This window comes from Microlunatus sp. Gsoil 973, assembly GCF_009707365.1.
Classification (GTDB): domain Bacteria; phylum Actinomycetota; class Actinomycetes; order Propionibacteriales; family Propionibacteriaceae; genus Microlunatus.
Genome location: NZ_CP046122.1, coordinates 2,897,199 through 2,911,952, shown reverse-complemented (window position 1 = coordinate 2,911,952; position 14,754 = coordinate 2,897,199). Strand labels below are relative to the sequence as shown.

The following is a 14,754-nucleotide window of genomic DNA, read 5'->3' as shown; positions in this document are numbered from 1 at the left end:
GAATCAGCCCTTCCCGGCCAGTACGGCGTTCACCTTGTCCCGCACGCTGCCCAGCGCATCCGCAGCCGTACGCTTTCCACTCCACACGTCATCGAGTACCGGCCGGTAGATCTCTCGCGCCTGCTGGATGTAGGAACTGAAGTTCTCGTTGACCGCATTGTCCAACGCCTGGGTGACCATACCCAGGTTCTGCGGTCCCTTGTCGTCGGGTACGAAGTACTGGGCGGCACTCTTCGCCACCGGCATGAAGCCGCGCGACTCCGCCAATAGCTTCGCCGCAGCCGGGTCGGCGCAGTACTTCAGGAACGACCAGGCGAGATCAGGATCCTTCGAATCCTTCGGCACGGCGAGCACGGTCAGCGTGTTGACCGTCGTCCGGTTCACCTTCTTCGGTGTCGGACGGATGTCCCACGTGACCGTCGCGTTCTCCCGAAGGTACGGGATACCGCTGGTCAGGCCGAGCATCATGCCGACCTTGCCGGTGCCGAGTTGGGACAGCGCCCAGTTGTCGGTGTTCTCGCCGGCCGAGACCGTCGCGAAGTTCGGGTGCACCTTGTGCACCAGCGCCAGGTCCGCGACCCACTGGATCGCCTCGATCCCCTTCGGCTCGGCCAGGGTGAACCGGGTGCCGTCCTCGGAGTAGATGCCCGGACCGCCGTTGCTCACCGGAAAGACCGTCTCCAGGGAGGTGTCGGGGAAGACCAGGCAACCCCAACGGGATCCGTCGGGTTTGGTCAGCTTCTTGGCCGTCGCGAGGAAGTCGTCCCAGGTCCAGTTGTCGCCCGACCAATCGGTCGGCGGCAGATCGACGCCGGCCTCCTCGAAGGCGTCGGTGTTGATGTAGATGACGCCGGGATTGGTCATGATCGGCCAGGCCGCGTGCGCGCCGTCCTTCTGCTTGGCGAAGTTGAAGGCGACCGGGAAGTAGTCGTCGGGCTTGATCCCGGACTTCTTCAAATAGGGTGCGAGGTCGAGCAGGGAACCTTCCTCGTAGTAGCCCTTCACGTAGTCGTCGTTGATCCGGATGGCATCCGGCGGCGCCCCGGAGGCGAGGACCGTCCGCAGCTTGGCCTCGTACTCGTCGCCACCGGGGATCGACTGGACGTCGATGGTCGCTGATGCGCTCTTGGCCCAGTTCTGGGCGACCTTGTACAGCGGCGAACTCGAGTCGGTGTCCCAACTCATGAACGACAACGCCTTGTCGCTGCCGCCGCCGGCCCCGAACCCGCTCCCGGAGCATCCGGCGAGCGGCACGCCGAGACCGACGCCGCCGACGGCGGCTCCGACGCCGGCGAGGAATGATCTACGGGAGACCTGATGTACGGTCATTGGTCCGATCCTGTTCTGTGGGGTGACCGGTGTGGTGAGCACCGGGGTGTGCAGTGATCAATTGGTGCGCAGGCGCGCAACGACCTCGTCGTCCAGTTCGATGCCGAGGCCCGGTAGCTCCCAGGGAGTGATCAGGCCGTCGACGGGAACGAGCGGGTTCTTCCAGATCGGAGTGTCATCGAGGATCGGGTTGTGCTCGATGTTGTACTCCTGGGGGTAGACGCATGACGGGGTGCTGACCCAGAGATGCGCGTGAGCGGAGGTGCCGATCGTCTGTTGGGTGTTGTGCACCGTGATCGGCCTGGTGTACGTGTCGGCGAGCGTGGCGATCTTGGTGAACTCGGTGATTCCACCGCACTTGATCACATCCGGTTGCAGGATGTCGACCCTGCCGACCGTGATCAGGTCCCGGAACTGCCACGACGTGTATTCCTGCTCGCCGACCGCGATCGGAATCTCGACCGCATCGGCCAGCCGTCCGTAGGCCGCGTAGTCGTGGGTGGCCAACGGCTCCTCGAAATGCCAGATCCCGAGCTCGGCCAGCGCATTGGCGATCTTGATCGCGGTATGGCCGTAGTAGGCGTTGTTGACGTCGACCATGATCGGGAACTCGTCACCGACGAGACGGCGCACGGCAGCGGCGGTGGCGATCGTCTGGTCGAAACCGTCGTCGTGCATCCACGGCGTCGAGGAGTGGATCTTGTAGCCGAAGAAACCCTTCTCCTTGTACGACAGCGCTCGCTCGGCCTCCTCCTGGGGTGACATCCCGCGGGCCATCGAACTGGCGTACACCCTGGCCGCCGGCCGGTATTTGCCGCCGAGGAGCTTGTACACCGGCAGGCCGGCCGCCTTGCCGAGGATGTCCCACAAGGCGATGTCGATACCGGCCATCGCATTCAGCAGGGTGCCGCCGGGACCGAGCTTGTGCGGTTTGGTGTACATCCGCCGCCACAGCCGCTGGATGTCGGTGGCCTCCTCACCGATCAGCAGCGGAGCGAGTGCGTGCTCGATCACCGCATGGCTGACCCGGGCGTTCATCGGGCTCACCTCGCCGACGCCGGTGATCTGTTCGTCGGTGTGCACCTTGACGATGTGCAGCTTGTCGAGCAGGATGATCGACTCGACCTGGGTGATCCGCATCTCAGCCTTTCAGTCCGGACATGGTGATGCCCTGCACGAAGTACTTCTGGGCCAGTAGGAACAACAGCAACGGCGGGATCGTGGTCAGCGTCGCGGCAGCCATCATCAGATTCGTCTGGGTGAAGTACTCGCCGCGGAACAGCGTCAGGGCGATCGGCATGGTCTGCAGCCGGGTCGAGTTCAGGAAGATCAACGGCCCGAACAGATCGTTCCAGGACGCCATGAAGGTGAGTACGCCGACGGCGGCGAGAGCGGGTTTCACCTGCGGCAGCATGACGCGGGCGAAGATCGCGAAGGTCGAGGCTCCGTCGATCTTGGCGGCCTCCTCAAGCTCCATCGGAACGCCCCGGAATGCCTGTCGGAGCAGGAACGTTCCGAAGACCGGCGTCAGCACCTGGGGCACCCAGAGCGGGTAGTAGGTGTCGATCCACCGGATCTGCCGGAACATCATGTACTGGGGGACCAGGTACACCATGCTCGGGATCATCGCGGTGGACAGCAGCAGGACGAAGGCGACCCGTTTGAACGCGAACTCCAGGCGGCCGAACGCGTACCCCGCCATCGCGGCGAACAGCAGCAGGAAGCCGACGTTCAGGGCGGCGAGCCGGACACTGTTGATGAAGTAGGGCAGGAGCCCGCTGCCGGCGCGGACGTAGTTGCCCCACAGCACCGCCGAGCCGACCGGCCGGGGTGGCGTCTGGAGAACTTCGTTCTCGGGTTTCAGCGAGGCGCTGATCATCCACAGCAACGGTGTGGCGAAGATGACGGCCAGCACGATGAGCACCGCCATGACGACCGCCCGGCGTGGGATGGGTCGTTGCCGGCGTTCGCCACGCGGCGGTGAGCTGCCCTCGAGGCCGGACACCGACCCGCGTCCGCGTTCCAGCGGCGGGGCGAGATCAGACGTCATAGTTGACCCACCGCCCTTCCAGTCGCCATTGCACGGCGGTGATGATTCCGATGATCGCGAAGAGCACCCAGCCCATCGCCGCTGCATAGCCGAGGCGGCCTTGCGCGAACGCGGCCGTGTAGATCTGGTAGATGAACACACTCGTCGCGTTGTTCGGACCACCCGAGGTCATCACGTAGATGATTCCGAAGACCTGGAACGAGGAGATGAACTGGGTGATCGTCAGGAAGAACAGGCTGGGAGTGAGCAGCGGGAAGGTGATCCGCCAGAAACGACGCCAGGCACCGGCCCCGTCGACGGTCGCTGCCTCGGTCAGGGTCGGATCGATCGACTGCAACCCGGCAAGCAGGATCACCATCGGATAGCCGATGCCCTGCCAGATCGCGACGATGATCACCGCGATGAGCGCGGTTCGCGAGTCGGACAACCATGCCGGACCGTGGATGCCGAGCAGGCCGAGCCCGGAGTTGATCAAGCCGTCGTTCGGCTCGTACAACCAGAACCAGACGAAGCCGATCGCAACGACATTCGTGACGACGGGGGAGTAGTAGAGGGTGCGGAAGATCCGTACACCTGGCATCTTCTGATTGCAGAGCACGGCCAGGCCGAGCCCGCCCATGATCGTGACTGCGACGACGGCGACGGTGAAGACCGCGGTGTGCAGCAGCGAGCGGTAGAACGTGTCGTCGTCGGTGAACAGGTCGACATAATTGGACAGGCCGATGAAGTCCGGTCGCCGCAGACCGGTCCAGTTCGTCAGCGACACACCACCCGATGCGACCACCGGTGCCAGCTGGAACGCGAGCACACCGAAGATCACCGGTCCGACGAACAGCCAGCCGGCGAGGTGCTGTGGCTTCCTGCCGCCCCGCCCGCTGCCTCCTCGTCCGGCCCGTTCACGGCGGCGCGAACCGGGCAGTCCGATCAACGACGACGGTGCCGTCACGCCGCCTCAGCTCCCCGGTCCGGCGGACGTGACCAGACTGCCGCTCGCGAGTGCGTCATGAGCCCCTCTCCTTCGGCGCAGAGTGTGTCGACGGACTCCTGACGGCGAATGTCGCACCGGGACGACGGAATGACCATGGGACGTACCGGCATGCGGTACGCGTGGCGGGATCATCCGTCGTGCCCCACGGTCTGACCCGAGCAGCGGTGCAGCCTGCTGCAGTACGGTCGGGGACATGACCGCAGCCAGCGACCGCGCCGAGCGCCTCGACCGCGCCGATCCGCTGCGCGGTCAGCTCGATCGCTTCGTGCCACCGGCTGACGGGTCGGTCCGTGCCTATCTCGACGGCAACTCACTCGGCCGTCCGGCCGCCGACCTGCCGGAGGTGATGCGGACGTTCATCATCGACAGCTGGGGCACCCGGCTGATCCGCGGCTGGGACGAGGAGTGGATGGACTGGCCGCAGGGCGTCGGGGACGAGCTGGCGGCCGCCGCGCTGGGCGCAGCGCCGGGTCAGACGATCGTCGCGGACTCCACGTCGGTGATGATCTACAAGCTGGCTCGGGCGGCCCTCTCCCTGCGATCGCCGAAGCGCGACGAGATCGTCGTCGACATCGACAACTTTCCGACCGACAGGTACCTGATCGAAGGCATCGCGTCCGAACTCGGGCTCCGGCTGGTCTGGATCGACACCGATCCCGCGCTCGGTGTGACCGCCGAGCTGGTCGCCGAGGTGGTCGGCGAGCGGACCGCGCTGTTCCTGGCCAGCCACGTCGCCTACCGGTCGGGTTACATCGCCGACGCCGCACGGATCACCGAGGTCGTCCATGCTGCCGGCGCACCGGTGCTCTGGGACCTGTGCCACTCCGTCGGTGCGGTTCCGATCGCGCTGGACGACTGGCAGGTCGATTTCGCGGTCGGCTGCGGCTACAAGTTCCTCAACGGCGGCCCCGGTGCACCCGCCTTCGGCTACGTCGCGGCCCGCCACCAGGACCGGGCACGGCAACCGCTGCAGGGATGGATCGGACATGCCCGACCGTTCGACATGGGCCCCGGATATCAACCACACCCGGGGATCCGCGGCTTTCTCACCGGCACACCGCCGATCCTGGGCATGGTTCCGTTGCGGCACGCCATCGCGTTGATCGGTGAGGTCGGACTGGACGCGATCCGGGCGAAGTCGCTTGCCCTGACCGACTTCGCGATCGAGCTGATCGACGAGCAGCTGGCGCCCCTGGGCGTACGGCTCGGGTCACCCCGCGATCATCGGCATCGTGGCGGCCATGTGACGATCCGGGCCGCAGGTTTCGCCGAGGTCAAGGAGGAACTCTGGAAGCGCGGCGTGTTGCCGGACTTTCGACGACCCGACGGCATCCGGCTCGGCGTCTCACCACTGTCCACCTCGTTCACCGAGGTGGCCGTCGCGATCGAGGAGATCAGCGACATCCTCACCGGATCGTGATCGGTCGCCCCTCGGAGATGCTGGTGTGGACGGCTTCGATCGCCAGGGTGATCAACTCGCCGTGCCGACCGTCGGGCAGGTCGAGATCGGCGCCGTTCAACCGGTCGATGAAGCTGTTGATCATGTCGATCGGCACTCCGGACAGCTTCGGCTGCTCGATCACTCCGAACTGTGGCCGGCTGATGCCGTCGCCGTCGTAGCGGGTCACACCGGAGTCGGCGACGTCGATCTGGTAGCTGGCGGTCTCGGTGTGCAACTCGTACCGGAAGTCGAAGACCGCCGGATAACTTTGCGGCAACACCCACTGGGAGTTCAACACCAGCAACGATCCGTCCGACATGCCGAAGGTCGCCGTGATCGCATCCCAGGTGGGCACCCTCCTGGCATCAAGGAACCCGCGCCGGCCACGGGCGTACACCTCCGTCGGCCGTGCGCCGGACAACCAGCAGGCAAGATCGAGGGTGTGCGGCATCAGGAACCAGCCGGGTGAGGACCGTGCCGCCCATCCCAGCATCCCGGTCGGCACATAGCTGGTGTCGTTGAGATTGATCACCTGGTTGACCATCGGCGACCCCGCCTCGGCCAGGTCCTGCCGGATCCGGACGAACCGCGGATTCCACCGGTTCTCGAAGCCGACCATGATCATCCTGCCGACGGACTCGGCGGCTGCGACGATCGCCCGGGCGTCCTCGCCCGAGGTGGCCAGCGGTTTCTCGATCATCAGATCCAGTCCGTGCTCGATACCGAGCAGCGCGACTTCGCGATGGGCGAAGTCCGGGGTGGCGACCACCAGCGCGGTCAGCTCCGGCAGGTCGGCGATCATCGATCCCAGATCGGCATGGACCGGCACGGAGAACTCCTGGGACAGCCGGTCCGCCCGCCCGGTGTCGGATTCACAGATCCCGGCCAGGTCGGCCGCCGGGTGCTGACGAACCGCAGCCGCATACATCGACCCGCGGATACCGCCGCCGACGATTCCGATCACCGGCCGGTCCGAGTCCGCCATCACCCATCCCACCCTCTCCGTGGATTCATGTGCGTTCCGGTCGACAGCCATCGCCGGTCGAGCACTGTCCACCATGCTCCCGTGCTTGTTCCCGCACCGGCAACTCGGCCGCGCACCGCCTGCAGTGGGTGCGCGGCCGGGCAGGTGGTGCGGGGCGAGCAACTGGTGCGGCGGCGAGCAACTGGTGCGGCGGGGAGCAGCTGGGGCGGCGGCGAGCGACTGGTGCGGCACCGACCAAGCGGTGCGGGGGTGGGCGGGGGCGGCACGACCCGGCGGTAGTGGCACCGCGGGCTGGTCACGTCGTCACCGGCAGCAGGCATGATGGCGGGCATGGCCGGCACCGCAACGCAGACCGCAGAGATCCTCGACCGCACGATCCGGGCGGTCGCGGGTCCACAGGCACGAGCGCGCGAGGACCAGGCGCGCGCGGTCACTGCGCTGGTCGACGAGCACAAGCGTGTGCTGGTGGTGCAGGCGACTGGTTGGGGCAAGTCGGCCGTCTACTGGGGCGCGACTGCGGCGTTGCGCGCCGGCGGTGCCGGGCCGACGCTGGTCGTCTCACCCCTGCTGGCCCTGATGCGCGACCAGATCTCGGCCGCGGAGCGTGCGGGTCTGCGGGCGGCGACCATCAATTCGACCAATGTCGACGACTGGGAGTCGATCTTCTCCGATCTCGACGCCGACCGGTTGGACGTGCTGTTGGTCTCACCGGAGCGGCTGGGCAATCCCCGGTTCGCCGACCGGCTGCCCCGACTCCTCTCCCGCTGCGGTCTGCTAGTCATCGACGAGGCACATTGTGTCTCGGACTGGGGATTCGACTTCCGTCCGGACTACCAGCGGCTGACCAGGGCACTGCTGGCGCTGGCGCCCCAGACGCCCGTCCTGGCCACCACAGCGACCGCCAACCAGCGGGTCACCGCCGACGTGGCCCGGCAGCTCGGCACGGACACCGTCACGTTCCGCGGCTCGCTGGCCAGGTCGTCCCTGCGGTTGGCCGTGGTGCCGGAGTTGGCGCCGCTCGAACGGTACGCCTGGGTCGCCGAGGCGCTGTGCGCGCTGCCGGGTTCCGGCATCGTGTACGTGTTGACCGTTGCCGAGGCGGACCGCGTCGCGGCCTTCCTGAACCAGTACCTGGCCGAACAGGGTCTTGCCGGTCAGCGTCAGCAGGTCGCGGCGTACACCGGACAGACCGAGAACCGTACTGAGCTCGAAGATCAACTTCGGGACAACAGGATCAAGGCGCTGGTTGCCACGTCCGCGCTCGGCATGGGGTACGACAAACCCGATCTTGCGTTCTGCATCCATCTGGGTTCACCCGCCTCGCCGGTCGCCTACTACCAACAGGTCGGACGCGCCGGCCGGGCACTCGACGAGGCGGTTGCCGTGCTCGTGCCGTCGGTCTCCGACGAGCGAATCTGGGAATACTTCGCCACCGCAGGGATCCCGGACCCCGATCAGGTCGATCGGGTGCTGGAGGTGGTCGGCGACGAACCGCAGTCGGAGGCCGCGATCAGCACCGCGACCGGGGTCCGGCCGGGCCGGTTGTCGACCCTGCTGAAGATCCTCGCCACCGACGACGCCGTGGACAAGGTGCCCGGTGGCTGGCTCGCGACCGGAAAGGGCTGGACCTACGACGACGGCAAATGGTCCGAACTGCGCCGGGTCCGGGCCGCGGAGGCCGATCTGATGCGCCATTACGCCCACGGTGACGGGTGCCTGATGCAGTTCCTGCAGCAGGCCCTCGACGACCCGGATCCGTCACCGTGCGGCCGGTGTTCGGTCTGTACCGGTGACTTGCCCGCGCCGGGTCCGCGCCCCGACCCGGACACCGTACGTGCCGCCCAGCACTTCTTCCGCGGGCTGGATGTGGTGATCGAACCACGCAAGCTCTGGCCGTCCAGGATCGATGGCGTCAAGGGGAAGATCAACTTCCTGGCCGAGGGCCGGGCGATCGCGTACGCCGACGACCCGGCCTGGCAGCAGACATTGGCAACCCTCTGGCAGCGGGATGCTGTGGCACCGCGGGAGGTCCTGGACGGAGCCGTCGAGGTGCTGAAACGCTGGTCACGCGGCTGGCAGCGGCCGGTCGCCGTCGTCCCGATGCCGTCCCGGCGGTTCCCGATCTTGATCAATTCGATCGCCGGTCACCTGGGTCAGGTGGGACGGTTGCCGGTTGTCGACGCCCTGGGGATCGTCGGCCGCCGTCCGACCGACGACGCGACCTCGGCCACCCGGGTCCGCGAGCTGCTCGACGGTCTGGCTCTTCGGCAGGGCGTCGCCTTCGACGGCGCGGTGTTGCTGGTCGACGACACCATCCGGACCCGCTGGACACTGACCGTCGCCGGGAAGTTGATCACCGACGCCGGGGCGACCACTGTGTTGCCGTTCGCCGTCCATCAGCTGCCGTGATCACGAGGGTCCCGGCAGCCGTCAGCGCACAATCGTGACGATCGACACCGACCGTCCTCGGTGACGTCGGATGACCTGCTGGGATCGCGACGCGCCGCGAATATGAGGGAATATCTGACCCCTCGCCGATCTGGGGAGTGCGGAGCGGGAGTGGGCGGGCAAGATGGGGGCATGGATGGGAGCAGGCCGGTACACAGTTGGCTGACCGACATGGACGGTGTGCTGGTCCACGAGAACAGCGCACAGCCCGGAGCGGCCGAATTCATCGCCGCACTGCAGGAGAACGCGCTGCGGTTCCTGGTGCTGACCAACAACTCGATCTACACCGCGCGGGATCTCAGGGCTCGGTTGCTGGCCAGCGGCATCGAGGTGCCGGAGGAAGCGATCTGGACATCGGCGTTGGCGACCGCACAGTTCCTCTCCGAGCAGACGCCCCACGGGTCAGCCTTCGTGATCGGCGAGGCAGGACTGACCACCGCGTTGCACGATGCCGGCTTCGTCCTCACCGAGACCGATCCAGACTACGTCGTGCTCGGTGAGACCCGCACCTACTCGTTCGCGGCGATCACCCGGGCCATCCGGCTGCTGGAACGGGGCGCGAAGTTCATCGCCACCAACCCGGATGCGACCGGCCCGTCCCCGGAAGGGTCGTTGCCGGCGACCGGGTCGGTGGCTGCGCTGATCACCCGGGCCACCGGTTTGGCGCCGTACTACGTCGGTAAGCCGAACCCGCTGATGATGCGGTCGGCACTGAACCGGCTGCAGGCCCATTCCGAGACGACGATCATGATCGGGGACCGGATGGACACCGACGTGATCGCCGGGATCGAGGCAGGCATGCGGACCATCCTGGTGCTGACCGGGTCGACCGCCCGCGAGCAGGTCGGTGGCTTCCCGTACCACCCGACGATGGTCAAGGAGTCGATCGCCGAGGTCGTGCCGATGATCAAGGAGTTGACCGAAGTCACCTCCGACGACTAGTCGTACAGCTTCTTGAGCTGGTCGGCGACCTCGAGCAGCGAGTCGATCAGTTCCTGTGGTTGAAGTACTTCGATCATGGAGCCGAAGCCGGCGAGCATCCCTGTCGTGCCACGCAGACCGGTCACCGGCGCTTCGATGATCATGGAATCCCCGTCCGGAGTGACTGTCGGCGGCCCGGCGAGTTGGATGGCGAGATTGCGCCGGACCAGGTCGACGAACCGCGCCGGGACCCTGATTCTGATCATGATCACCGGTGAGGCATCGGCGTACTCGGCGCGGAGACGTTCCCACAGACCGGCAAGATCAAGATCGTGCGGCCGATTGCTGGGCTGCGGCAGGATCGCGGCCGAGACCATCCGGGAGATCCGGTAGGTGCGGGGCCGTCCCCGGTGGGCGGCGATCAGGTACCAGGTCCCGGCGGCCTGCAGCAGTCCGTACGGATCCACTGTGCGCACCCCCGGTCTCCTGCCCGGCCGGGGAAGGTAGTGCACGCGCAACCGGCGGTCGGCGAGCACCGCCCGGTGCACGGTTTCCAGGCAGGGCAACGGCTCCGGCCCGGTGGCCCAGCCGCCGGCATCGATCAGGATCCGGCTGCCGGCCTCATCCACCGCACTGCGCCGGTCCTCGGGGAGGTCCATGCCGAGTTTGGTCAGCGCGGATGCCAGTGGTTCGGCCAGCCCGAACCGGGCCAGGATCGGTTGGCCGCCGGCGAGGAAGAGGGCTTTGGTCTCATCCGCGGTCAGGCCGCCGACATCCGGCCGGTATTCGGGCAGCAGGGCGAACCCGCCGTTCCGCCCGCGCTCGGCGTAGACGGGGGAAGCCGGCAGTGGACAGTGCCTCGACGTCCCGCAGCACCGTACGCCGGTCGACCTCGAGCCGGCGGGCGAGTTCGGCCGCCGAGAGTTTGCCGTGCCGACGAAGCAGGGCAACGAGGGTCAGCAGTCGATCGGCGCGCATGACTCCAACTTTTCACAAATACACGACATGAGATGTCACTATTCGGGTCGGAGACTGAAGGCATGAACACTTCAGTGCCAGCCCTTGTCCCTGACCGACTGCCCGATCTCCGCCCGAAGCTGGCTCGTGCCCAGCAGTGGGTGGCGGGACTGATCGCCGGCGTCACACCTGAGCAGTTCGGCGATCCGACCCCGTGCGAGGACCTCGACGTCGAGAAGTTGATCGCCCATCTCTGGACCGGCGCTCGCCGGGTCGAGGTGATGGCGAACGGTGGCGATGCGCGATCCATCCCGTTCCTCAGCGATCTGCCCGACGGTGATCTGGCCGACGGCTATCGAGCTGTTGCCGAGGCGAGCCGGCAGGCCTGGGCGGCAGCGGACCTGAGCAGACCCGTCGCCGCACCCTGGGGAACCGTACCCGGTGCGCTCGCGCTCGGCGGTTATCTGCAGGAGGCGGTCACCCACGGCTGGGATCTGGCCGTCGCGACCGGCCAGCCGGCCGAGGCGGATGAGGATCTCGCTCGGGCAGCGCTGGCCGCGGCTCAGCGGGCACTTCCGGCGCAGCCACGGGGCGGCCAGATCCCGTTCGGTCCTGTCGTCGAATCCGCGCCGGACGCCACGCCCACCCAGCGGCTGGTGAACTGGACCGGACGGAGCAGTCGTGAGTGGCCGCGGACGGCCGCAGCCGCCTGATCGATCGCGCCTGATCAATCGAGGCGGGCGACCACCTCGCGCGTGTGCCGAAGCACGTCGCGCGATGGTCGGGGCGGCGGCCAGGTGTTCCCGGTCGCCGCCTCCCACCGGCCGCTCGGTGCTTCGACCTCACCGCTGACGTCCTGGATGGCCCCCGCCACCTGGGAGCTGGAATCCAGCGATTCGCTGACCGGGATGTGCTGCATCCGTCCGACCCCGGGCAGTACGACGTCGACGAACTGGGTGCGCAACGGAAGGGGCGGCAGATTGCTGACCACGGTGATCGATCGACGGGCCCGGGACAGATCGGTGGGCGCGGTCCGCAGATCGGTGCACAGACAGAACGCATCGCCGCCGCCCTCCGGCCCGGTCGATTCGTGCCAGACCGTGATCGCCCGGGCAGATCCTGCCGGGATGAGGCGCAGCCCGCTGGCGGTGCTGCGATGGCCCAAGGCATCGTGACGGTCGGTGATCGGGGGGCCGGCGGCACCGCGCAGACCGTCACCGTCGGTGATGCTCCAGATCGACCAGACGATCGACGTCGCGTCCGAGGCGGACTCGACGGCGACGATGCCGATCCGGAACCGCTGACCTCCAGCCGCGTGATAGACGAAGGCGGGTGACCAGCGGATGACCTCGTCGACGTCGGGACTGCGGGCCAGGTCGACCGCCCGGGTCGGGCCGAAGTACCTCCCGGGGTCCGGAACCGGTACGTCGGTGAAGAGTTCGACTCCGGGCAGTTCGACGCTGACACTGTGCAGTGTCGGCGGAAGCGCACCGAAGGCGATCTGCAGCAGCGAGGTCACGCCGATGCGCAGGCCGCCCGCCGGCGCCGAGCCGACGTACCTGCCGGACCGCGTACTGATCAACGGCCGGTACACCGTGCCGCGATCGCCGTCGATGATCCGGAAGGTGCCCGCGGCAGCGACCAGCGCGGCGGCCGTGCTGTGTGCGTCGACGGGATCACCCACCCGCAGCCCGACCACCTGCAGCGGGGTCACCGACCAGTCGAGCAGCGTGCCACCCGGCGTCCGACGGAGTGCGTGCAGGGCGACCCGCAGGGGTGGATCGTCGACGCGGTCCGGGGTGAGGGTCCGCTCGCCGAGCACGGGCAGGTCCGGGTTGACCCGCCCGATCGGCGGCGACGGTGGACCGGATCCGGCGGAGGACGGCTGGTTGCGCCCGAACAACCCCGGCTCCGGCGCGGAGCCCCAGGTGCATGCGGTCGTCAGCAGGCCGAGCACGAGGCCGAGTATCAGGCCGGACGTGATCGCCCGGCCCGCGACCTGCCACGAGCATCGTGGACGACTCGGCATGGCTGCACGGTAAGTGCTGGCCGACGCCGGACGGAAGACCCTCGCTGATTCCCGTCACCGCAGGACCCGGTGAGGATCGGGTCGACGTCAGTCGACGGTGCGGACGTGCCGCGGGATGACCAGCACCGCCAGCACCATGATGACCGCCACGATCACGGCACCGATGAACACCTGGTGCACCGCATGGGACAGCAACAACGGTGGCACCGCCACGGAGCCGTCGGGATTGGTGTCGTTGAGATTGCCGTGGCCGCCGAGCGAGGCGTTGGCGACGGCCCCGAAGATGGCCGTGCCGACCGCGCTGCCCATAGACCGGGCGAACATATTGGTGCCGGTCACCACACCGCGTTGCTGCCAGCCGACCACCGACTGGGCGGCCACCAGGGTCGGACTGGCGATCAGTCCGAGGCCAAGACCGATCACCACACAACTGAGCCCGACCTGGATCGGGCTGGAGCCCGGGCCGAGCAGCAGCAGTGATCCGGTGCCGACCAGAACGAAGCAGCCGCCGATCAAACCGGTGTTGCGGAAACCGACCCGCAGATAGATCTTGCCCGCCTGGCTGGCTGCCACCGGCCAACCGAGGGTGAGTGCCGCCAGGGCGAAGCCGGCGACCAGAGCGCCGGTGCCGAGGACCTCCTGGACGAACATCGGTACGAACGAACTCAGGCCGAGCGTCAGGACACCAACCGCCATCGAGGCCACGTACACGCCCGCGAAGATCCGCCGGGTGAACGCCCAACCCGGGAGCACCGGTTCGGAGGCATGGCGCTCGACCACGACGAAGATCGCCAACAACAGGAAGCCGGCGGCGATGATCGCGATCCCGGGCAGCGACAACCAGGACCAGAGCAGGCCGCCCTCGAGCAGTCCGAGAATGATCAGCGACGAGCCGACGGTCAACGTTGCGGCGCCGGCGAAGTCGATCTTGTGCCGGGTCACCGTCACCTTCTCGGTGAACCGGCGCAGCAACATCCCGGCGGCGATGATGCCCAGCGGGATGTTGATCAGGAAGATCGCCCGCCAGTTGACGAAATCGGTGAAGACGCCGCCCAACGTCGGGCCGACGACCGCGGCCACGCCCCAGACGCTGGCGACATAGCCCTGGACCCGGGCGCGTTCCTGGACGGTGTAGATGTCGCCGATGATCGTCATGCTCATCGGGCCGATGGCGCCCGCTCCGAGGCCCTGCACCGCGCGGAAGATGATCAAGGACGTCATCGACCAGGCGAGACCGCAGAAGATCGAGCCGAGCACGAAGCCAGCGATGCCGACCAGCATGATCGGCTTCCGCCCGATCTGGTCGGACAGCTTGCCGTAGATCGGCACGGACACCGCCTGGGCCAGCACGTAGATGCTGAACAACCACGGGAACTGGGAGAAGCCGCCGAGGCTCCGCACGACCGACGGTACGGCAGTTGCCAGGATGGTCGAGTCCAGGGCGATCAGCGCCGTACTGAGCATCACCGAACCGAGGATCGGCCCGCGCTCGGAGCGCAGCCCGACACCTGCTGTCGCAGTGGGCTGGGTCAACAGGAACCTTTCGGACGGCCGAGGTCGGCCGGATGGATCACCGAACGGCCGGAGCCTGCGACCGCGTACCACC

General features: G+C 67.5%; 13 protein-coding genes. 4 read left to right on the top strand and 9 right to left on the bottom strand.

Annotated elements, in window-relative coordinates:
* Nucleotides 1-3: 3 nt before the first annotated feature.
* From GJV80_RS13680 to GJV80_RS13665, 4 genes are read right to left on the bottom strand one after another with little or no spacing between them, the layout of a single operon-like run.
* A complete protein-coding gene (locus GJV80_RS13680) occupies nt 4-1,329 on the bottom strand; it encodes an extracellular solute-binding protein (protein WP_154688370.1) in 1,326 nt (441 codons plus the stop codon).
* A 57-nt stretch (nt 1,330-1,386) separates the two neighbouring features.
* Complete coding sequence (locus tag GJV80_RS13675) at nt 1,387-2,469, bottom strand: mandelate racemase/muconate lactonizing enzyme family protein (protein WP_154688369.1); 1,083 nt, start codon at nt 2,467-2,469, stop codon at nt 1,387-1,389.
* Nucleotide 2,470: 1 nt separating this feature from the next.
* Nucleotides 2,471-3,379, bottom strand: a complete 909-nt coding sequence (locus GJV80_RS13670) for a carbohydrate ABC transporter permease (protein WP_154688368.1) — start codon at nt 3,377-3,379, stop codon at nt 2,471-2,473.
* A complete protein-coding gene (locus GJV80_RS13665) occupies nt 3,369-4,325 on the bottom strand; it encodes a carbohydrate ABC transporter permease (protein WP_230207683.1) in 957 nt (318 codons plus the stop codon). Before GJV80_RS13665 ends, GJV80_RS13670 begins: the two co-directional genes overlap by 11 nt.
* Before the next feature lie 235 nt (nt 4,326-4,560).
* On the opposite strand from GJV80_RS13665, the gene kynU reads away from it, so the two are divergent.
* Nucleotides 4,561-5,787: a kynureninase gene (gene kynU, locus GJV80_RS13660; protein WP_154688367.1), complete on the top strand. Its 1,227-nt coding sequence runs from the start codon at nt 4,561-4,563 to the stop codon at nt 5,785-5,787.
* On the opposite strand, the gene GJV80_RS13655 is transcribed toward kynU, so the two are convergent.
* Nucleotides 5,774-6,793 carry a Gfo/Idh/MocA family protein gene (locus tag GJV80_RS13655; RefSeq protein ID WP_195908921.1) on the bottom strand — a complete coding sequence of 340 codons (1,020 nt, stop codon included), beginning with the start codon at nt 6,791-6,793 and terminating at the stop codon, nt 5,774-5,776. The genes kynU and GJV80_RS13655 overlap by 14 nt on opposite strands.
* A gap of 330 nt (nt 6,794-7,123) precedes the next feature.
* Between GJV80_RS13655 and GJV80_RS13650 the strand changes: the two genes are divergently transcribed.
* The gene (locus GJV80_RS13650; protein WP_230207682.1) at nt 7,124-9,202 is read left to right on the top strand and encodes a DEAD/DEAH box helicase; all 2,079 of its coding nucleotides are present in this window, start codon (nt 7,124-7,126) and stop codon (nt 9,200-9,202) included.
* A 171-nt stretch (nt 9,203-9,373) separates the two neighbouring features.
* Nucleotides 9,374-10,183, top strand: coding sequence for an HAD-IIA family hydrolase (locus tag GJV80_RS13645; RefSeq protein ID WP_154688364.1), 810 nt, complete (start codon nt 9,374-9,376; stop codon nt 10,181-10,183).
* Here GJV80_RS13645 and GJV80_RS13640 read toward each other — a convergent pair.
* Entirely contained in the window at nt 10,180-10,821 is a 642-nt protein-coding gene (locus GJV80_RS13640) for a YafY family protein (RefSeq protein WP_154688363.1), read from the bottom strand. The two genes, GJV80_RS13645 and GJV80_RS13640, sit on opposite strands and share 4 nt — an antisense overlap.
* A 91-nt stretch (nt 10,822-10,912) precedes the next feature.
* Entirely contained in the window at nt 10,913-11,140 is a 228-nt protein-coding gene (locus tag GJV80_RS25095) for an HTH domain-containing protein (protein ID WP_154688362.1), read from the bottom strand.
* 62 nt (nt 11,141-11,202) lie between these two features.
* Here GJV80_RS25095 and GJV80_RS13630 point away from each other — a divergent pair, with 62 nt between their 5' ends.
* Entirely contained in the window at nt 11,203-11,832 is a 630-nt protein-coding gene (locus GJV80_RS13630) for a TIGR03086 family metal-binding protein (RefSeq protein ID WP_154688361.1), read from the top strand.
* Nucleotides 11,833-11,846: 14 nt separating this feature from the next.
* Here GJV80_RS13630 and GJV80_RS13625 read toward each other — a convergent pair whose 3' ends face one another.
* A complete protein-coding gene (locus GJV80_RS13625) occupies nt 11,847-13,148 on the bottom strand; it encodes a hypothetical protein (RefSeq protein ID WP_154688360.1) in 1,302 nt (433 codons plus the stop codon).
* A gap of 87 nt (nt 13,149-13,235) precedes the next feature.
* A complete protein-coding gene (locus tag GJV80_RS13620; RefSeq protein WP_230207680.1) occupies nt 13,236-14,681 on the bottom strand; it encodes an MDR family MFS transporter in 1,446 nt (481 codons plus the stop codon).
* Nucleotides 14,682-14,754 lie beyond the last annotated feature (73 nt).

Excerpts from the sequence above, each read along its gene's own strand:
- GJV80_RS13625 (WP_154688360.1), bottom strand. The coding sequence starts at position 13,148 with ATGCCGAGTCGTCCACGATGCTCGTGGCAGGTCGCGGGCCGGGCGATC.
- GJV80_RS13630 (WP_154688361.1), top strand. The coding sequence starts at position 11,203 with ATGAACACTTCAGTGCCAGCCCTTGTCCCTGACCGACTGCCCGATCTC.
- GJV80_RS13650 (WP_230207682.1), top strand. The coding sequence starts at position 7,124 with ATGGCCGGCACCGCAACGCAGACCGCAGAGATCCTCGACCGCACGATC.
- kynU (WP_154688367.1), top strand. The coding sequence starts at position 4,561 with ATGACCGCAGCCAGCGACCGCGCCGAGCGCCTCGACCGCGCCGATCCG.
- GJV80_RS13645 (WP_154688364.1), top strand. The coding sequence starts at position 9,374 with ATGGATGGGAGCAGGCCGGTACACAGTTGGCTGACCGACATGGACGGT.
- GJV80_RS25095 (WP_154688362.1), bottom strand. The coding sequence starts at position 11,140 with ATGCGCGCCGATCGACTGCTGACCCTCGTTGCCCTGCTTCGTCGGCAC.
- GJV80_RS13680 (WP_154688370.1), bottom strand. The coding sequence starts at position 1,329 with ATGACCGTACATCAGGTCTCCCGTAGATCATTCCTCGCCGGCGTCGGA.
- GJV80_RS13655 (WP_195908921.1), bottom strand. The coding sequence starts at position 6,793 with ATGGCGGACTCGGACCGGCCGGTGATCGGAATCGTCGGCGGCGGTATC.
- GJV80_RS13675 (WP_154688369.1), bottom strand. The coding sequence starts at position 2,469 with ATGCGGATCACCCAGGTCGAGTCGATCATCCTGCTCGACAAGCTGCAC.
- GJV80_RS13670 (WP_154688368.1), bottom strand. The coding sequence starts at position 3,379 with ATGACGTCTGATCTCGCCCCGCCGCTGGAACGCGGACGCGGGTCGGTG.
- GJV80_RS13640 (WP_154688363.1), bottom strand. The coding sequence starts at position 10,821 with ATGGACCTCCCCGAGGACCGGCGCAGTGCGGTGGATGAGGCCGGCAGC.